This window comes from Bacteroides cutis (assembly GCF_900241005.1).
Lineage (GTDB): Bacteria > Bacteroidota > Bacteroidia > Bacteroidales > Bacteroidaceae > Bacteroides > Bacteroides cutis.
Genome location: NZ_OEST01000007.1, coordinates 137,280 through 154,636, shown reverse-complemented (window position 1 = coordinate 154,636; position 17,357 = coordinate 137,280). Strand labels below are relative to the sequence as shown.

15 protein-coding genes are annotated in these 17,357 nt (G+C 40.6%); 8 read left to right on the top strand and 7 right to left on the bottom strand.

Annotated elements, in window-relative coordinates:
• Window positions 1-18 precede the first annotated feature (18 nt).
• Window positions 19-462 carry a DUF6108 family protein gene (locus C1A09_RS14260; protein ID WP_101545552.1) on the top strand — a complete coding sequence of 148 codons (444 nt, stop codon included), beginning with the start codon at window positions 19-21 and terminating at the stop codon, window positions 460-462.
• A 49-nt stretch (window positions 463-511) separates the two neighbouring features.
• The gene (locus C1A09_RS14255; RefSeq protein ID WP_101545375.1) at window positions 512-1,393 is read left to right on the top strand and encodes a hypothetical protein; all 882 of its coding nucleotides are present in this window, start codon (window positions 512-514) and stop codon (window positions 1,391-1,393) included.
• A 108-nt stretch (window positions 1,394-1,501) separates the two neighbouring features.
• Here C1A09_RS14255 and C1A09_RS14250 read toward each other — a convergent pair whose 3' ends face one another.
• Together C1A09_RS14250 and C1A09_RS14245 are read right to left on the bottom strand one after the other, a co-directional pair.
• Window positions 1,502-3,166: an outer membrane protein transport protein gene (locus C1A09_RS14250; RefSeq protein WP_101545372.1), complete on the bottom strand. Its 1,665-nt coding sequence runs from the start codon at window positions 3,164-3,166 to the stop codon at window positions 1,502-1,504.
• A gap of 32 nt (window positions 3,167-3,198) precedes the next feature.
• Window positions 3,199-4,542, bottom strand: coding sequence for a hypothetical protein (locus C1A09_RS14245; protein ID WP_101545550.1), 1,344 nt, complete (start codon window positions 4,540-4,542; stop codon window positions 3,199-3,201).
• A gap of 205 nt (window positions 4,543-4,747) precedes the next feature.
• Between C1A09_RS14245 and prmA the strand changes: the two genes are divergently transcribed.
• Window positions 4,748-5,590, top strand: coding sequence for a 50S ribosomal protein L11 methyltransferase (prmA, locus tag C1A09_RS14240; RefSeq protein ID WP_101545547.1), 843 nt, complete (start codon window positions 4,748-4,750; stop codon window positions 5,588-5,590).
• Between the two features lie 49 nt (window positions 5,591-5,639).
• Here the strand turns inward: prmA and C1A09_RS14235 are convergent, their stop codons facing one another.
• Entirely contained in the window at window positions 5,640-6,497 is an 858-nt protein-coding gene (locus C1A09_RS14235; RefSeq protein WP_101545369.1) for a glycoside hydrolase family 25 protein, read from the bottom strand.
• Window positions 6,498-6,619: 122 nt separating this feature from the next.
• On the bottom strand, window positions 6,620-8,266 hold the full coding sequence (locus C1A09_RS14230) for a diphosphate--fructose-6-phosphate 1-phosphotransferase (RefSeq protein WP_101545366.1): 1,647 nt from the start codon (window positions 8,264-8,266) through the stop codon (window positions 6,620-6,622).
• A 319-nt stretch (window positions 8,267-8,585) separates the two neighbouring features.
• On the opposite strand from C1A09_RS14230, the gene rbp reads away from it, so the two are divergent.
• Together rbp and C1A09_RS14220 are read left to right on the top strand one after the other, a co-directional pair.
• Entirely contained in the window at window positions 8,586-8,891 is a 306-nt protein-coding gene (gene rbp, locus C1A09_RS14225; RefSeq protein ID WP_101545363.1) for an RNA-binding regulator, read from the top strand.
• 68 nt (window positions 8,892-8,959) lie between these two features.
• Window positions 8,960-9,409 carry a cold-shock protein gene (locus C1A09_RS14220; protein ID WP_101545360.1) on the top strand — a complete coding sequence of 150 codons (450 nt, stop codon included), beginning with the start codon at window positions 8,960-8,962 and terminating at the stop codon, window positions 9,407-9,409.
• 1 nt (window position 9,410) lies between these two features.
• Here the strand turns inward: C1A09_RS14220 and C1A09_RS14215 are convergent, their stop codons facing one another.
• From C1A09_RS14215 to C1A09_RS14205, 3 genes are read right to left on the bottom strand one after another with little or no spacing between them, the layout of a single operon-like run.
• Window positions 9,411-10,778 carry an efflux transporter outer membrane subunit gene (locus C1A09_RS14215; protein ID WP_101545357.1) on the bottom strand — a complete coding sequence of 456 codons (1,368 nt, stop codon included), beginning with the start codon at window positions 10,776-10,778 and terminating at the stop codon, window positions 9,411-9,413.
• 35 nt (window positions 10,779-10,813) lie between these two features.
• Window positions 10,814-13,942, bottom strand: coding sequence for an efflux RND transporter permease subunit (locus tag C1A09_RS14210; RefSeq protein ID WP_101545355.1), 3,129 nt, complete (start codon window positions 13,940-13,942; stop codon window positions 10,814-10,816).
• Window positions 13,943-13,949: 7 nt separating this feature from the next.
• Window positions 13,950-15,200: an efflux RND transporter periplasmic adaptor subunit gene (locus tag C1A09_RS14205; RefSeq protein WP_101545353.1), complete on the bottom strand. Its 1,251-nt coding sequence runs from the start codon at window positions 15,198-15,200 to the stop codon at window positions 13,950-13,952.
• A 493-nt stretch (window positions 15,201-15,693) separates the two neighbouring features.
• Between C1A09_RS14205 and C1A09_RS14200 the strand changes: the two genes are divergently transcribed.
• The 3 genes from C1A09_RS14200 to C1A09_RS14190 are packed head-to-tail and all read left to right on the top strand — an operon-like array spanning window position 15,694 to window position 17,357.
• Window positions 15,694-15,963 (top strand): hypothetical protein, encoded by a 270-nt coding sequence (locus tag C1A09_RS14200; RefSeq protein WP_101545351.1) that lies wholly within the window; start codon window positions 15,694-15,696, stop codon window positions 15,961-15,963.
• 2 nt (window positions 15,964-15,965) lie between these two features.
• Window positions 15,966-16,520: a 1-acyl-sn-glycerol-3-phosphate acyltransferase gene (locus C1A09_RS14195; protein WP_101545349.1), complete on the top strand. Its 555-nt coding sequence runs from the start codon at window positions 15,966-15,968 to the stop codon at window positions 16,518-16,520.
• 30 nt (window positions 16,521-16,550) lie between these two features.
• On the top strand, window positions 16,551-17,357 hold the full coding sequence (locus C1A09_RS14190) for an amidohydrolase (RefSeq protein ID WP_101545347.1): 807 nt from the start codon (window positions 16,551-16,553) through the stop codon (window positions 17,355-17,357).

Here is a 17,357-nt window from a genome sequence, read left to right as displayed (position 1 = left end):
ATTAATAGATATATGTTTATGAAAAAGCTCATTCGTATCGTGTTTTGCTGTTTACTGTTACTGTGCAGTACCGACCTGTACGCCCAGCAAGGTCTACAGATAGCTTCCGTATTCAAAAAATACGGTAACCAAAAGGGGGCAACTTACGTAGAACTCTCCAAAATGTTGTCCAAGGAATGGGATATCAACCACTATCAAAGTCTGAAACTGGCAAAAGTGGAAAAGGCGCTACCGGACATTTATCGTTGTTTGGAAACAGACAAACAACATGCCAAGAAAATAAAAGAGGTAGTGAGTAACGGACAGATACAATCGGGTTATTACCAACTGCCGCCACTAAAAGGCAATATCAACCGTTTCATCCTCTTCCGTATAGGAAAGAAGGGTGATGCTACACTTATCTACATTGAAGGTGAGATAGATAGTGACGACCTTGTGACGCTGATGTTCAGTAAAGACTAATCGTCCTTTATCCATTGTAATTTTATCAAACTAACAAATATCAAACGTTATGAAACACATTTGCTCATTATTATTTCTTCTTATGTCTTCCATCACCGCCATGGCACAAGAAAGTATTCCTCAAGACACCACTATCTATCTGAATGGCCGTAAAATGGTGATCAAAGAAAATAACGGCAAGATCAAGGTAAAAATGTACGAAGCTAAATCGAATAACGATACCATTGAAAATGCTCAAGTTTTTGAAGGCGTCTATCTGAATGGGCGCAGCATTGAACAAACTACTATCGTATCAGTACCTTTTGTCAAAAAGAAAAATAAAAATTATCGCTTCGACCCTCACTATCCGGCTGTCTACGTAGGATTTGATAAACTGTCGAAGGGAGCTTTGCAATATTCGGCCGGCGTACCGCAGATCGGCAGTAAATCCTGGGAATGGGGTATCAACCCGTTCTGCGGGGGTATTGCTTTGACTCCCAATAACCATTGGGGAATAACAGCGGCATTGGGTATTGCACGTATCGTCCATAAAATTGACGATAACCATGGTTTCGAGAAGATTGACGGTATCACTGTGTGCCAACCTGCTCCCGAAGGTGTGGACTACCAAAAAAGCTGGTTACGTTACTGGGCTTTCCGTCTTCCTATCAGTATGGAATGGCAAACTAAGTTCGGCAGTAGCCGTGCATTCATTACTGCCGGTCCTGAAGTGGAGTGGCGTGTCGGAATCAAATCAAGAGCCAAGTATGAAGGTAGTAAGCATACCCTAAGTAGTAATATGAATACAAATCCCTTAGGTTTAAACCTCCTGCTACAAGCCGGTTATGGTTGTCTCGGTTTTAACGCACGCTTTGCACTGACTTCATTCTTCGAAAAGAATAAAGGGCCCGAACTTTATCCGGCTTCCCTCGGCTTTGCATGGTATTGGTAATAGCATTACAATAATAAACAGAAATCCCCGAAATACGGTAAGTATTTCGGGGATTTCTGTTTATACCTAAGGATTTGCAATGAAAAGTTATTTGCTAAAACAGATTTCTTAGAAACGTACCCCCAATGTCAACAACACTTGACTACGGGTATTTTTTACTTTAGTGACATCAGGTAGAGCACCTAAAGTTCTATATGTAATTCCATTTTCTATTACATGGTCCATTTCAACAAACGGATAAAAGTCTTCTTTATAGGACGAAAACTTATATGCCAGATCTGCATAGAACATGGAACCCCGATAACCAATACCCAATGTATAATTACTCAAGGCCTTTGTATTGGCAAAATCAGTATCCGTCTGAATAGAATTTATCGGCAAATCTTTATAGGCATCGCTATTGAAAATCGCCGTACTATAATTATATCCCGCACGTAAAGCGAATTGAGGAATTACCTTATACTCAGCACCTAAACGTATAGTACTTACTCCTTTCATCATAGGAGTCGTACTATTTTCATATTCAAACATATCCGAATATCCGTCATCAGGATTCTTAAACTTCATCGAAGAGTAGTCCTGATACTCGTACTCGGCACCCAACGCCCAGTTCCGGCCTATAGTATATCCTAAGCTGACATTATATGTCCACGGAGTTTGAAGACGGAATTGGCGGATCATATCACCTTCGATCATATCGGAAGTATAAATATCGTGCGGCTCAATCTTGCCGGTCACTTCGCTATAAACATCCGACAGGACATAAGCACTTGTCTTATAGTCCAGTTTATAGTAAGTAGGTGTATGTACAGCTAAACCGATACGGAACGGGGAATATTCGAAAGGACGGACGATAGCTCCGAATTTCAGATCAAAGCCCGAACCGTTGATTTTATTCATGCTCACCAAATCATAACCTTCACCAGTATAATCTCCTGAATAATTTTCACTATAGATACTATACTTATCATAATTGACGGCATAAGCCCCGATAGTCATACCCAGATAAACACGATCGCTGATATTAAAGGAAATGTTGAAATCGTACTGGTCAACCCCACCACGTTCTTCAGAACGGAAATTGGCAAGGCCATTCTCAGTCATACCGTAGAAAGAACCGGGCATCTCATAAAGAGGCTCACCATTTATATTATATATCTGGTTACCATTCTTGTCTTTATAGGGGACATCTGTGACTTTTGTCGTAAGATTGGAAATCAACCAACTATCATAACCCAGTACGGAAAGCCACCCTATATTGTTATCATCATAAGGATAATTTCCCCAATCGGTTATCCCCGTAGCTTGTTCCGCCATTTGAAATGTCTGAGAATGATCTCCCAAATTCCCTTTCATAGACATATTTTTATAGAACGATTTTGCCCTATGATAATTGAAACCAAAATTTACATAACGCAAAGTGGTTGCATTCCCTATTTTCGTAGCAAGTACGAAACCCGCATTATCAAAAGAAGCTCTTACTTTATCAGAGTTTATCTTATTACCCATATAGTTACTTTCAGTTCCATAGGCAGAAAGTCCAAATGACACCATCGCATCATTACTCCGATAAATACCGATACCGGCAGGATTTGTTCCAATGGTGGAAATATCACCCCCCAAGGCACCCATTGCACCACCCATACCCACAAAACGCGCAGTACCGTTTAAATCTTTATTTGTAATCTTAGCAGCATCATACACTGTCTGTGCAACGATCGGGGCTGCTGTTATCATCAGCCCCAGTGTAGCCAAAGTTATTATCTTTTTCATATCCTACTGATCTTTTCTATTAATACTAAAACCTATCTTCTTCTCGAAGACCCCCCACCGCCACCAGAAGAACGTGTAGAGCCACCTCCACCACCGGAAGAATAGCTGCGGGAACTCGAACTACCACCGGAAGAATAACTACGAGTAGACGAATTACTTTGTACAGGACTACTATAAGAGCGACGGGTACTTTCTGTATTATAACTACGTGACGGTGCAGTAGAGCTACCCCTATTATAAGTAGAATTACTTCTGCTATACGAAGAACTACTTCTTGTACTGGAATTTCTTTCACCTACAGAACTTGCGCTACCACCACGAGTAGAAGTTGATGTTCCGACACGTGTGCTACTTGGACGAGTATATACGCTACGACGTGTAGATGTACCATCCGGACGGGTTGTTACCCCTGTACGTTCTCCTGACGAACGTGTACCTACCACCCGTCTGGTGGTACCGCTTTGATTTCCTCTTCTATACGATGAAGTAGCGGAGGAACGGACAGAACTTGAAGAACGGACAGCACCTGAAGAACCACGTGTCACCGCAGATCCACTTCTGCGCACAGTGGAAGAGTTTCTATAACTGCTTGTTCCCGAAGAGCTACGTGTAGTATAAGTATTACGTCCCCAATGGCCGCTACCTCCCCACCAATGGCCGCCACCAGGATAGTATCCGGGATAATAATGGTGATGTCCCCACCATCCACTCCAGCCACCATACCAGCCGCCCCAGCCAAAGCTCCAACTCGGACCGTACCAGCTGTTCCAACCGAAACCATAGTAAGGATATCCCCAACCCCATCCATAGGAACCATAGCGCCAGTCCCACCACAAACGATTGGAGAAAGTGGGAAAAGCATATGCATAGAAACCATCGGTGTATACGTTCCAATCCCAAGAATTCAAGCCATAGACAACGTCCCAGTAGAATGGGCTGCTTATACTGATAGCATAACGGGGATTACGGAAACGAATAATACGCGTAGCATATTCATAATCATCTTCCGAACCACTGAAACCATTTACCCATTCACCGTCCAGGTCAGGTTGGTCTTTCTCATCTATATACAGAGTATCGTTCTCTAAGACAAATTCATTGTCCCGAGAATCATAACGACGGTTATATTCATCTACATCACGGGTATTTCCTTTACGGTCTCTTACAACAATTGTTGTATTACCCGGAGACGAGTAAACCGTAGTCGGTGCATTTGTCTTTACTACAACAGCATCACCAGCAGGAGTTTGCTTTTTCTCTACCTTCTCTTCTTTTTTCTTGGAAGGCACGTAGTAAAGGTCGTCATCCACACTTTGCGCCGACAGTGTCCACGGAAGACACAAGACTAAAAGCGATAAAAAAACAATCTTCTTCATATTCATTTGGTTTATGGGGTTACTATTATATACTTTTCCACATCACAAAGATAGTGCCGGAATTTATCCTATATAGAAGATTTTCCCCAAAGATTTATAGGGATTTCCCTAAATGACCTATCTTTGTAGCGAATAAACAAATATATGCAGAAATAAGTTGATCACCGGAAAGCACCTTCTGCATTTAACAAATAATCAGATTACGATGAAATATTTAGAATTTGCATTCCGCACCGTTCCCTGTACAGAAACTGTGAACGACATATTATCTGCTGTTTTGGGAGAAGTAGGCTTTGAAAGTTTTATAGAACAAGCTGACGGTATTGCCGCCTATATCCAGAAAGATTTATATAACGAAGCAGCTTTAAAAGAGGCTATTATAAACTTCCCCTTACCTGATACACAGATAAATTATACTTACCAGGAAGCGGAAGACAAGGATTGGAACGAGGAATGGGAAAAGAATTTTTTCCAGCCCATCGTTATCGGGGACCGTTGTGTCATTCACAGCACTTTCCACCACGATGTGCCCAAAGTTGAATACGATATCGTTATCAATCCTCAAATGGCATTCGGTACCGGACACCACGAAACCACCAGTCTCATCATCGGCGAACTGTTAGACAATGACCTCCAAGGAAAATCTCTGCTGGACATGGGTTGCGGAACTTCTATCCTTGCCATACTGGCCCGTATGCGTGGCGCCGTACCTTGTACTGCTATCGACATAGATGAGTGGTGTGTACGCAACTCCATCGAAAACATCGAATTGAATGATGTAGATAAAATCGATGTATCACAAGGTGATGCTTCTTCATTGACGGGTAAAGGTCCGTTTGATGTAATCATCGCCAACATTAACCGTAATATCCTGTTGAATGATATGAAACAATACGTACATTGTATGCATCCCGGTTCCGAACTATACATGAGTGGTTTTTATGTAGATGATATTCCCGTAATACAGGCAGAAGCAGAACGCAATGGACTTCGTTTCGTACACCAACGGGAGAAAAACCGTTGGGTGGTAGTAAAGTTCATGCTATAAATTGTCAGGGTAGTGCCATAAAGGAACTATCCATTTAATACAAATAAGCTTATTTTTGTAAGGTAAGTGATTGCAATTCTTCCAATGTACCATTAAACACATTCAAATCTACCTCCTCTTCTATGCCAGGTACAATACCTACATCGGTATGTTGCCAAAAATGCCACTTACCTTCGTAACGTACGGAGTCCACGTAGTAGTGGGCTATCCAATAGGGATAAGTATTAAAAATAGAATCGTTGAGATAACGTTTCTTGAATTTATAGGAAGTATAAAGGATCGGTTTCATTCCATAGTGAGCCTCAATCCTATCGAGCCAGGTTTTAACGGAGACTTTCAATTCTTCTGGAGACTTCTTACCGGTAGTTTCCACATCAAGTACCGGAGGCAAGTCACCTTTGGAAAGTTGTACGGTACGGATAAAAAAATCCGCCTGTTTATTGGCATCTGTTTTAGGCAAAAAGTAGTGATAAGCACCACGGATAAAGCCATATTTACGTGCTTGATCGAAATTCCGCGTAAATGTGTCATCTCCATGATCACCACCTTCGGTAGCTTTCATGAAAATAAAATGGATGGGAAATTTGACGTCCTTGCTGTGAAGAAGCCTTTCCCAATCAATATCACCCTGATAATGAGATATATCAATACCATGTACCTCGTAATTACAAGGCATACATACTCCATAACCTTTCTGCCCGTAACAAGGTTTCCAACGATAAGCATAAGGACGAATGAAGAACCAATAGAAACCTGCCGAGAAAACAACAACAATACAAAGCGCCAAAAGATTACGTAACCATATCGGCATAGTACGCATACGTGGCTGCGACTTCTTTTTTTTCTGTGAAGAAAAACGACGGGAAGTGGATTTACGGCGAGAAGTCGGATTGGTTTTAGCAGACATATTAATTTCAAACGCAGATTAACGCAAATTCTCACAGATTATTCTTCTTTACATTAATCTATATCGATCTGCGTTTAAAAGAAAGAGGTGGAAAGACTCCACCCCTCACTCATATTAATTCATTATTTACCTTGTTCTAATTGCAAAGTCTTAGTAGGCTGGTCGCAAACTTCAGTAGGACCGAAATATTGGATAGGACCCGGATATACGTAATCTGTCTCCATAGCCCAACGGTCACGTTGAGCAGCAAATGCCTTGAAAGGAGCACCGTCCAGTTTCACCAGAGCTTTTTGGATAACAGGTTTCATTTCACCATGACGACGTTCCATATTCATCATCATCGTGATAGGTACACCACCAGCAATCCATTCTTCAGCAGGAGCAGTAGTATTACGTACAGATGACATATAACCAGTCTTACCATTAGCAATCAATGCAGATGCTGCATAACCCAAAGAGTAACAATAGTCAGCATCAAAATTGGACGGAGCAGCACAACGGCCTTCATAACCGAAGAAGTGATGCTGTGCGGCAAACTTACCTACATATTTACCTTCTTCTTTCCACTGAGCCAACTTAGTACTTACCATCTCAGACAGCAGCTTCTCTGTTTCAATGAGGGATACCTGTACGTTTCCGTGAGGATCACGATCCAATGACAACTGGCGTGCAACACCTTCAGGAAGACTTGCATAAATAGCCGCATTTTCCGGAGAGAGTTTACGGATAATATAGTCACGTTGGTGTGATTTCTTAATCTGAGAGAATTCTTCTGCATTGGCAGCGAGGAAGTCGTTCAATTCAGCAATCAGACGCTTCATAGCCGGGATGAATTCAACCAGACCTTCAGGAATAAGAACCGTACCGAAGTTATTACCTTGAGCAGCACGATCGGCCACCACCTTGGCTATATTGGTTACGATATCATCCAAAGAAAGATCATTGGCTTCAACTTCTTCAGATATGATACAGATATTGGGTTGCACTTGCAATGCACATTCCAAAGCAATATGAGATGCGGAACGTCCCATCAATTTAATGAAGTGCCAATACTTACGTGCAGAGTTACAGTCGCGTTGGATGTTACCGATAACTTCAGAGTAAGTCTTACAAGCCGTATCGAAACCAAAAGAGGTTTCAATCATTTCGTTCTTCAAGTCTCCATCGATAGTTTTGGGACAACCGATAACCTGCACACCGCAATTTTTGGCAGCATAATATTCAGCCAGTACGCAAGCGTTTGTATTAGAATCGTCACCACCGATGATTACCAATGCTTTGATATCCAATTTTTTCAAAATTTCAAGGCCTTTCTCAAATTGGTCTTCTTTTTCCAATTTGGTACGTCCTGAACCGATGATGTCGAAACCACCGGTATTACGGTATTCATCAATGATATCGGCAGTCAATTCCATATAGTTATGATCTACCAAACCACCGGGGCCAAGGATGAAACCGTACAGTTTACTGTCCTTATTCAACTTCTTGATACCATCGAAAATACCGGAAATTACGTTGTGACCACCGGGAGCCTGACCTCCAGAAAGGATAACGCCTACATTCATAGCAGGGAAATTAGCGGCTCCATCTGCAGTTTCAAACTTAATCAAAGGCATTCCGTACGTATTGGGAAACAATTTCTGAATAGCTTCCTGATCGGCTACCGACTGAGTAGCAACACCTGCTACCGCTTTAACAGTACCTCTCAGCGCTTTCGGAAGTTTGGGCTGATAGGCAGCCCTTGCAATTTGCAATGCACTTTTAGTCATTTCTCTTAATTATTTAAAGGTGTTAATAAAGTTCCGTTTAAAAGCGTCGCAAATTTCGTCTTTTTTCAGAAGATATGCAAATAGGAGGGGGAAATAATGTTGTAAATGATAATTTATAGTCCCAACTCTTCAATTATTACTTAAAAATAAAAAAAACAGAGTATTCTTCCAATATAAAGTATTATCTTTGCAGGCAGAGTTTGAGTTATGAATCATTATTGCACGGTACTTCTTTGTAATATACCAATTATTTAAGTAGACTTCTCTTTAATCATCTTCCTCACTCCAAATTTAATATTTATTTTTAAAAACCAATTAGATGAACATTTACATTGCAGGTTTGAATTTCAGCACTACAGAAGCTGATTTGAACGATTTATTTTCAGAGTATGGAGAAGTATCTTCTACAAAAATTATTTTAGACAGAGAGACCGGAAAGTCCAGAGGATTTGCTTTCGTAGAAATGTCCGATGATTCAGCTGCTCAAAAAGCTATCGATGAGTTGAATGGAGCGGAATTTGATAAAAAAACAATTTCAGTAAACATTGCCCGTCCTAGAGAAGAAAGACCTTCAAACCGTGGTAATCACGATAGAAGAGGTGGTTATAATTCTAGAAGATATTAAGATTTTTAATAACAAAAGAGGAGGTACTACCAAAGACCTCCTCTTTTCATATAAACCCCAATAAGAATATGGCTAAATCCTTATCCGCAGATAAGCGTGAAAACGAGAAAAAAAGGCTTGCCAAACGAGCTGAAAAACAAAAAAAGAAAGAAGAAAAGAGACTGTCAGGAAAAACTAACAGTTTTGATGATATGATAGCTTACGTTGACGAAAATGGTATGATTACCTCTACTCCTCCCGAACTAAACAGTAAGAAAGAGGAAATAAAATTGGAAGAAATCATCATATCAACTCCTAAAAAGGAAGATGAAATACCTGTCATTTTAAAAGGTAGAGTAGAATTCTTCAATACCTCAAAAGGTTTCGGTTTTATCAAAAACCTTGCCAATACCGAAAAGTATTTTTTTCATGTAAACAACGTACTTACTACAATATCAGAGAACGATATTGTGACATTCGACCTCGAACGTAGTCCCAAAGGGATGAATGCTGTAAATGTCAAGAAGGAGATGGAATAACTTACCATCCCCCTCCAAGGGCTTTATAAACATTGACTACAGCAATAAGTTCATCACGGATGGCATTGCTTACACCTATCTGAGCATCGAAATAACCGCGTTGTGCATCAAGCACATCCATGTAATTAATAACACCATTGATATATTGAAGTTGAGCTAAGTCTACATACGTCTTGGCTGAACGTTCCAATTTTAGGCGTAATTGATAAACTTCTTTTATCTTATTGAAATCTACAATCGCATTTTTAGCTTCTTTGAAGGCATTGAGTACAGATTTTTCATATTTATGTATCTCGGCTTCATAAGAAGCTTTTTGTGCTTTCAAGGCCGCACGGTTCTTTCCCCAATTGAACAGCGGGCTCAATAATGCACCATTCAACATAGAATAGGGAGATTGCAGGAAATTGGAAAGGACATCACTTTCCAAACCAAACTGTCCGGTAAGAGCAATACGGGGAAACATATTGGTATAAGCCACTTTCACCCTAGCATGTTCGGCACGGAGCTGTTGTTCCGCCGCACGGATATCGGGACGTCGTTCCAATAAATCGGATGGTAAACCAACGGGTAATGTATGCGGAACATCCAGCTCCTGCAAAAAACGACTACGTTCAATACTTGTAGGAAATTCACCAGCAAGAAAAGCAATATCATTCTCTTTCAGAGAAATACGACGTTCCAAGTCAGGGATTAAAGTAGCAGTACGCGCCAACTCTACTTGAGCCTGCTGATAGGATGTTTCCGAAGTCAAACCACCTTCAAAACGAATACGGGCAAGCCGGACACCTTCTTCACGGGCTTTCTGAGTTTGACGAACAATCTCCAATTCCGTATCAAGAGCCACCAGTTCATAATAGGCTTGTGCCACTTCAGCTATAATTGTCATACGCAGTGCACGCTGAGCCTCTATAGATTGAAGGTAATCAGCCACAGCAGCTACTTTTTTCCAGCGTAAATTTCCCCAAAGATCAAGTTCCCAAGAGAGAAGCGCCTTCGCTTCGTAAGTATTACCTACATCACGACTATGTCCACCATAATTTTCGACTTCACGTTCAGCGGAAACTTCAGCATTAAGCTGTGGTAACAAACTGGCAACACTGATCCGTTTTTCCGCCGCCATTTCTTTAACCCGAGCTGCTGCGATAAGTATGTCCTTATTATATTCCAGTGCACGGCCAATCAATGTACGCAATGTATTATCCGTATATACAGCCTGCCATTGTTCATCGGCAATGCTGATGCTATCCTGCTTTTGCACCAAACTATCCGGTAATGCCATCTCCGGACGAGTAAAGCTTTTGCCCATTTTGCAGGAAGTGAATATCAAAGTACTTAATAAGAAGAGTATATATATATTATTTCTTTTCATAATTTAATTCTTTAAACAGGAATTCGGTTCATAAACTATTTCCCCTCCCCTCTAGAGGAACGGATAGCCTTATCTTTCACTTTCGCCTTTGCCTTATAAACCATCACAAAGAAGAAAGGTACAAGCACTATACCAAATACAATAGCAAATATCATTCCGAAGAAGACACCCGTACCAATAGCCTGACGACTTGCAGAACCCGGTCCACTTGCCAATACCATAGGGAGCATACCTAATACAAATGCAAGAGATGTCATCAAGATCGGACGAAAACGAAGTTGCGCCGCATGAATGGCCGACTGTACCAAATCTCCCCCTTTATCAACCTGCACCTTAGCAAATTCCACAATAAGGATAGCATTCTTGGCAGCAAGTCCCACCAACATTACCAAACCTATCTGGAAATAAATATCATTTTCCAATCCACAAACAGCAACGCCTAAATAAGCTCCCAAAGCAGCTATCGGTAAAGACAACAATACAGCAATTGGTACGGTCCAACTTTCATACTGTGCAGCCAGAAAGAGAAAGACAAAGAGGAACACCAATGTCAAGACCAATCCGGTCTGACCACCTGCCTGTTTTTCCTGATAAGAAAGTCCACTCCATTCTACTCCGATATTATCCGGTAAATGTTCGCGGGCAATCTGTTCCATAATTTCCATTGCCTGACCTGAACTATAACCTTGTGCCGCAGAACCACGAATTACAGCAGTAGTAAACATATTGAAACGTTTGATACTACCCGGACCTGTGGTATAAGAAGCATTTCCCAACGAAGTTAAAGGAACCATTGCGCCATTGGCCGCTTTTACAAAAAACAAATTGATGTTTTCTTTATGCTCGCGATAAGGTGCCTCAGCCTGAATATATACTTTATATATACGGTTGAACATATTGAAATCATTTACATATACAGAACCGGTATAAGCCTTCATAGTAGAGAATACATCCGCCAAAGGTACTCCCAACATTTTAACCTTATCACGATCCACATCAAAATAAAGTTGTGGTATTTCTGACTGTAAAGAAGATGAAAGTCCGGTCAGCTGTTTATGTTTCTGAGCATAGTACAGTAACGTATCGGCAGCCTGTACCAGGTTATCAAAAGTAGCGTCTCCACGAGCTTCAAGCTGCATTTCAAACCCACCGGAGGTTCCCAAACCCGGAATTACGGGTGGAGTGGACAGATAGACCCTACATTCAGGATATTCCTTCAAATCCTTTTCTACATTTGACATAATTTTATCAATGCTGGTATCTTTACGATCCTCCCATGGTTTCAAAATCACCGTCAACTCACTACGAGCCTGATTGCTACCTACACGTGGGCTACTTCCCGTTACGTTCTGTACATAAGCTACGTATGGATTTTGTTCTAAATACTTCACTGCACGATCAGTAACAACACGAGTACGTTCCAAAGTAGCACCTTCAGGCAGTTCCAATTCTACCTTGAAATACCCCTGATCTTCTATCGGAAGGAAACTGGTAGGTACCAACCGATGAATGATAAATATAGTGATCAATACCATACCGAAAGCGGTAGTCAAACGCTTGGGATGTTTGATGACACGGCTGATAACACCGATATATTTATGATTACCAATATTCAACCATTGGTTTATTTTACGAAAAACAATGTTTTTCTTTTTGCCACTATCCGGCTTCAGAATAAGTGAACACATTACAGGACTGAGAGTTAGAGCTACTACAGTAGATAACAATACGGAAACCGCAATAGTAATAGTAAATTGACGATATAATTGTCCGGTTATACCGCTCAGGAAGCTTACAGGAACGAATACGGCACAAAGTACCAATGACGTAGCAATCAATGCACTTGCCAATCCGTTCATCGCTTTCTTGGTTGCCTCATAAGGAGAAAGTTTTTCCGTTTCCATCAGGTGTTCCACGTTCTCTACTACGACAATGGCATCATCCACCACAATACCGATGGCAAGAATTAATCCCAGCAAAGTCAGTATGTTCAATGAAAAACCGAAAATGAGCATGAAACCAAAGGTACCAATCAGGGATATAGGTACCGCTACAATCGGAATTAGCGTAGCACGCCAACTTTGCAGGGAAAGAAATACTACTAATACAACAAGAATTAATGCTTCGAATAATGTTTTATATACTTCATGAATGGACTCTGAAATATAAGTAGTCATATCAAACGGGATCTCATAACTCATTCCCTCTGGGAAGTTGGCACTGATTTCTTCCATAGCCTCCTTCACATTTTTCGCTACTTCCATAGCGTTGGCACCAGGAAGCATATAGATACCAAGAACAGCTGCATTTTCTCCATTAATACCACTTTCTGTACTATACGAAGAAGCCTCGAGTGATACGCGAGCTACATCACGCAAACGGATGATAGAGCCATTGGAGTTGGCACGCACGACAATATCTTCAAATTGCTTTGCCGAACTTAAACGACCTTGTGTCGTAATTGGAATAGTGATATCCAATCCTTTCACCGGTTGTTGCCCCAATACGCCTGCAGCTGACTCACGATTTTGATCTTTCAGAGCATTCTGTAAGTCCTGTACAGTCAATCCGAAATTAGCGAGTTTATCAGGCATCGCCCAAATCTGCATAGCATAGTAACGGCTACCTATATTAGAAACACGTCCCACACCAGGAATACGACGGAGCAAATCAAGCACATTAATGGTTGCAAAGTTACTCAAATAAATTTCATCAAACTTCGGATCATTTGAAGTCAAACAGATAGTCATCAACTGGCTGGGTGCCTGTTTCTCTACAGAAATGCCATTCTGAATGACTTCAGCAGGTAAACGGTTTTCCGCCAACTTCACGCGATTCTGAATTTCCACGGCGGCCAAATCGGGATCAGCAGAAACATCAAAGGTTACCGTTGCCGAGAAACCACCGGAATTGGAACTATTAGACTCCATGTAAAGCATACCCGGAGTACCATTTATTTCTTGTTCGATAGGAGTTGCCACTGCTTGTGAAACCGTTAATGCGCTAGCTCCCGGATAGGAGGCGCTAATCTTTACGACAGGTGGCGTTATTTGTGGATATTGGTCTACCGGCAACATTGTCAGCCCAATGATACCAATGATAACAATCACAATCGATATCACCGCTGAAAATACCGGACGATCTATAAAAAAACTTACTTTCATACAGTCATTACTTTGAGATTTGGTTATCTTTTGCCTTATTCTCAGGAGCAACTTTCTTATTCAGAGAGTCCTCTTGCTGTTTTTCCTCTTCATCAGGAATAGCCGCTTGAGCACGTACTTTCATACCTGGAGTGAGTTTATGGAAACCCTCCGTTACCACTTGTTCTCCGGCTGCCAGACCACGTTCCACTACCCAGTTATTACCAAATTCAGGTCCCAATTCAATAAAACGTTTCTCCACAATAGAGTCACGGCGCATTACAAAGATATAAGCACCTCCCTTTTCTATGGTAACCGCTTTCTGAGGTACGGAAATTGCATCTTCACGTACATCAAGTAGTAACTTGACTTTGGTAAACTGTCCCGGCAACAGTACACTGTTCGGATTAGGCATCTCGGCTCGTACGGAGAAAGTACCTGTTTGCGGGTCAACCTGCGGTTCTGCAAAATCTACATAACCTTTATACGGATAGACAGTATTGTCTGCTAAAGTAATTGTAATATTCGGTTGCCAGGAACGCGTAGTGTCTTGACGCCCAATCTCGATATTACGTTCCTTACTTTTCAAATAGTCTAGTGCTGTCATACTGAAATCTACCAAGACAGTATCACTTTTCACTACAGTAGCCAATAAAGATTTGGCTCCGGGACCTACCAGTGTTCCCAAGTCAACATTTCTCTCACTGATATTCCCCGATAAAGGAGAACGTACCAGAGTATAACCCAACTCTAATTCAGCCTGATCCAAGTCAGCTTGACTCATAGCGACAGAAGCCTCAGCTGTTTCATATGCTGCCTGCGCATTATCCAAATCAAGTTGACTAGCGGCATTCTGTGCATACAAAGGACGAATACGTTCCAAGTCACGCTTAGCTTTCAAGGCTTGCGCTTCATCTTTTTTCAACTGTGCACGGGCTTTGTCGGCTTTCGCGCGATATTGATCCTGATTGATAACAAACAATACCTGATTTTTCGTCACATACTTACCCTCTGCAAAAAGCATACTTTCCAAATAACCTTCTACCCGTGCACGTACTTCTACAAATTGTTGCGCACGAATACGCCCCACGTATTCACCATATATTTCAACATCTCCCGTTTCGGTAGACTCCACTATTACAGTGGGAACTTCGGGCTGAACTTTCTTAGGCCATGTCAGAATAATATATCCCGCAAGTAATACAGCCATACAGGCAATCATGATAATCACCCTTTTTCTTTTTAATTCTAATTCTTTCTTAGTAAAAAATAGTCTCATGCTTGTTTGTTTATTAAATTTAACCCTGTTTTTTTCTATAAAACAAATCAGGTGCCAAAATGTCGTCCAAAATATCTTTTTTTTCTTTCAACTCATTAGCTGTCAGCGTCAAATTGTTATATGTAAATAAATAATTCTACATTTAATTCCACACTCTTCATGTAGAATTCCTCCACAAACTGTAGAATAATTCCACAAACGATCCTTTCCTGATTTAAATTGACTCGAAGTGAATTTCAAATGTGCAACAAAGGTAGAGTTTTTTAGACATTTCAAAATCATCCTTCTCAAATACTTCTTACAGGATCTTACCTATAAAAAGAGTAATCTATTTGTAAAATCCGCCTTTTACTTTACGAGTCAACCTTTTAGGTAAGATGAGCCCTATCCTCATTAAAAACACATAAAATCTTATTTTTACTCTATATTCAAATAGAAAAACACTATCTTTACCGAAAAATAATTCAATTTATTCACTTAAAAAGTAAAGATTATGGCAAGTAGAAAAGTATTGAAGAAGAATGTCAATTATATTGCAGGCGAATTATTCACAGAGTGTCTTGTATATAGTAAGTATGTACCTGGGATCGACAAAAATAAAGCTGACGAGCTGATGGGCGAAATTTTAAAAACACAGGATGAATTTGTGAGTCGTATCAGCCATACTGAACCAGGAAATGTAAAAGGTTACTACAAAAAATTCCGTTCTGATTTCAATGCAAAAGTGGAAGAAATTATTGATGCTTTGAGCAAATTGAAATAAGAATGAAAAAAAAACTATATAGCTTTATTTATTATCGCCTGTTAGGATGGAAAACCAATATAACGGTGCCAAATTATGATAAGTGTGTTATCTGTGCGGCACCCCACACTTCTAATTGGGATTTATTTATCGGTAAACTCTTTTATGGAGCCATTGGACGAAAAACCAGTTTTATGATGAAAAAGGAATGGTTTTTCTTTCCTTTGGGATTAATTTTCAAAGCAGTGGGAGGAATACCGGTAGACAGGGCTCGTAAGACTTCTTTAGTAGATCAGATGGCTGCAAGATTTACCCAAAGTAAACAATTTCATCTTGCCATCACTCCGGAAGGAACTCGTAAAGCTAATCCGAACTGGAAGAAAGGTTTTTATTTCATCGCCTTGAAAGCAAAAGTACCCATCATGTTAATCGGTATCGATTATCCAACTAAAACCATTACTTCTACCAAAGCGATGATCCCCACAGGAGATTTTGAAAAGGATATACATGAAATAAAACTTTATTTTAAAAACTTTCATGGAAAAAACCCTGAAAATTTTTCTATCGGAACTTTTTAAAAAAGTAGTCGGCAGCAACTGCTTATTACAATGAACCAACTACGCATCAGTATTCTGCAAACGGATATTGTTTGGGAAAATAAACAGGACAACCTCCGTCATCTCCACGAAAAACTAAAAAGACTTCGCGGAAAGACGGAGATTGTTGTTTTACCGGAAACCTTTTCTACAGGTTTCAGTATGAATACCTGTCATTTGGCAGAACCTATTACAGGTGAAACAATCACTACTTTGCGTCAATGGGCAACAGATTACCAACTTGCAATAACCGGAAGTTATATTGCTTGCGAAGAGAGTTCTGTACCCGATATATCTTCTTCCTATTATAACCGTGCCTTTTTCCTTACTCCCGAAGGTGACGCTCATTTTTACGATAAACGGCATCTGTTTCGCATGGGCAGTGAAACTGAACATTTCACAGCCGGTAACCGACGTCTTATTATTCCTTACCGAGGGTGGAATATACTTTTGCTCGTATGTTACGATTTACGTTTTCCTGTTTGGAGCCGTAATGTAAATAATGAATATGATCTTCTGATTTATGTCGCCAACTGGCCTGTTTCCCGACGAAAAGCCTGGGACATCCTGTTACAGGCGCGTGCAATAGAAAATATGAGCTATGTTTGTGGCGTTAACCGTATCGGTATGGACAATAACCATTTTCAACATAGTGGAGGCAGTGTAATCTATTCTCCTAAAGGTGAACTCCTTGCCCACGTACCGGACAATGAAGAAGGAATTTCTACTACTATCCTCGAACTTTCTGTATTGACAGAATTCAGGAAGAAATTTCCTATATGGAAAGATGCGGATGTCTTTACCCTTTTCAAATCATAA

Excerpts from the sequence above, each read along its gene's own strand:
- C1A09_RS14255 (WP_101545375.1), top strand. The coding sequence starts at position 512 with ATGAAACACATTTGCTCATTATTATTTCTTCTTATGTCTTCCATCACC.
- C1A09_RS14190 (WP_101545347.1), top strand. The coding sequence starts at position 16,551 with ATGAACCAACTACGCATCAGTATTCTGCAAACGGATATTGTTTGGGAA.
- C1A09_RS14230 (WP_101545366.1), bottom strand. The coding sequence starts at position 8,266 with ATGACTAAAAGTGCATTGCAAATTGCAAGGGCTGCCTATCAGCCCAAA.
- C1A09_RS14210 (WP_101545355.1), bottom strand. The coding sequence starts at position 13,942 with ATGAAAGTAAGTTTTTTTATAGATCGTCCGGTATTTTCAGCGGTGATA.
- C1A09_RS14245 (WP_101545550.1), bottom strand. The coding sequence starts at position 4,542 with ATGAAGAAGATTGTTTTTTTATCGCTTTTAGTCTTGTGTCTTCCGTGG.
- C1A09_RS14220 (WP_101545360.1), top strand. The coding sequence starts at position 8,960 with ATGGCTAAATCCTTATCCGCAGATAAGCGTGAAAACGAGAAAAAAAGG.
- C1A09_RS14250 (WP_101545372.1), bottom strand. The coding sequence starts at position 3,166 with ATGAAAAAGATAATAACTTTGGCTACACTGGGGCTGATGATAACAGCA.
- C1A09_RS14195 (WP_101545349.1), top strand. The coding sequence starts at position 15,966 with ATGAAAAAAAAACTATATAGCTTTATTTATTATCGCCTGTTAGGATGG.
- C1A09_RS14205 (WP_101545353.1), bottom strand. The coding sequence starts at position 15,200 with ATGAGACTATTTTTTACTAAGAAAGAATTAGAATTAAAAAGAAAAAGG.
- C1A09_RS14200 (WP_101545351.1), top strand. The coding sequence starts at position 15,694 with ATGGCAAGTAGAAAAGTATTGAAGAAGAATGTCAATTATATTGCAGGC.
- C1A09_RS14215 (WP_101545357.1), bottom strand. The coding sequence starts at position 10,778 with ATGAAAAGAAATAATATATATATACTCTTCTTATTAAGTACTTTGATA.
- C1A09_RS14235 (WP_101545369.1), bottom strand. The coding sequence starts at position 6,497 with ATGTCTGCTAAAACCAATCCGACTTCTCGCCGTAAATCCACTTCCCGT.
- prmA (WP_101545547.1), top strand. The coding sequence starts at position 4,748 with ATGAAATATTTAGAATTTGCATTCCGCACCGTTCCCTGTACAGAAACT.
- rbp (WP_101545363.1), top strand. The coding sequence starts at position 8,586 with ATGAACATTTACATTGCAGGTTTGAATTTCAGCACTACAGAAGCTGAT.
- C1A09_RS14260 (WP_101545552.1), top strand. The coding sequence starts at position 19 with ATGAAAAAGCTCATTCGTATCGTGTTTTGCTGTTTACTGTTACTGTGC.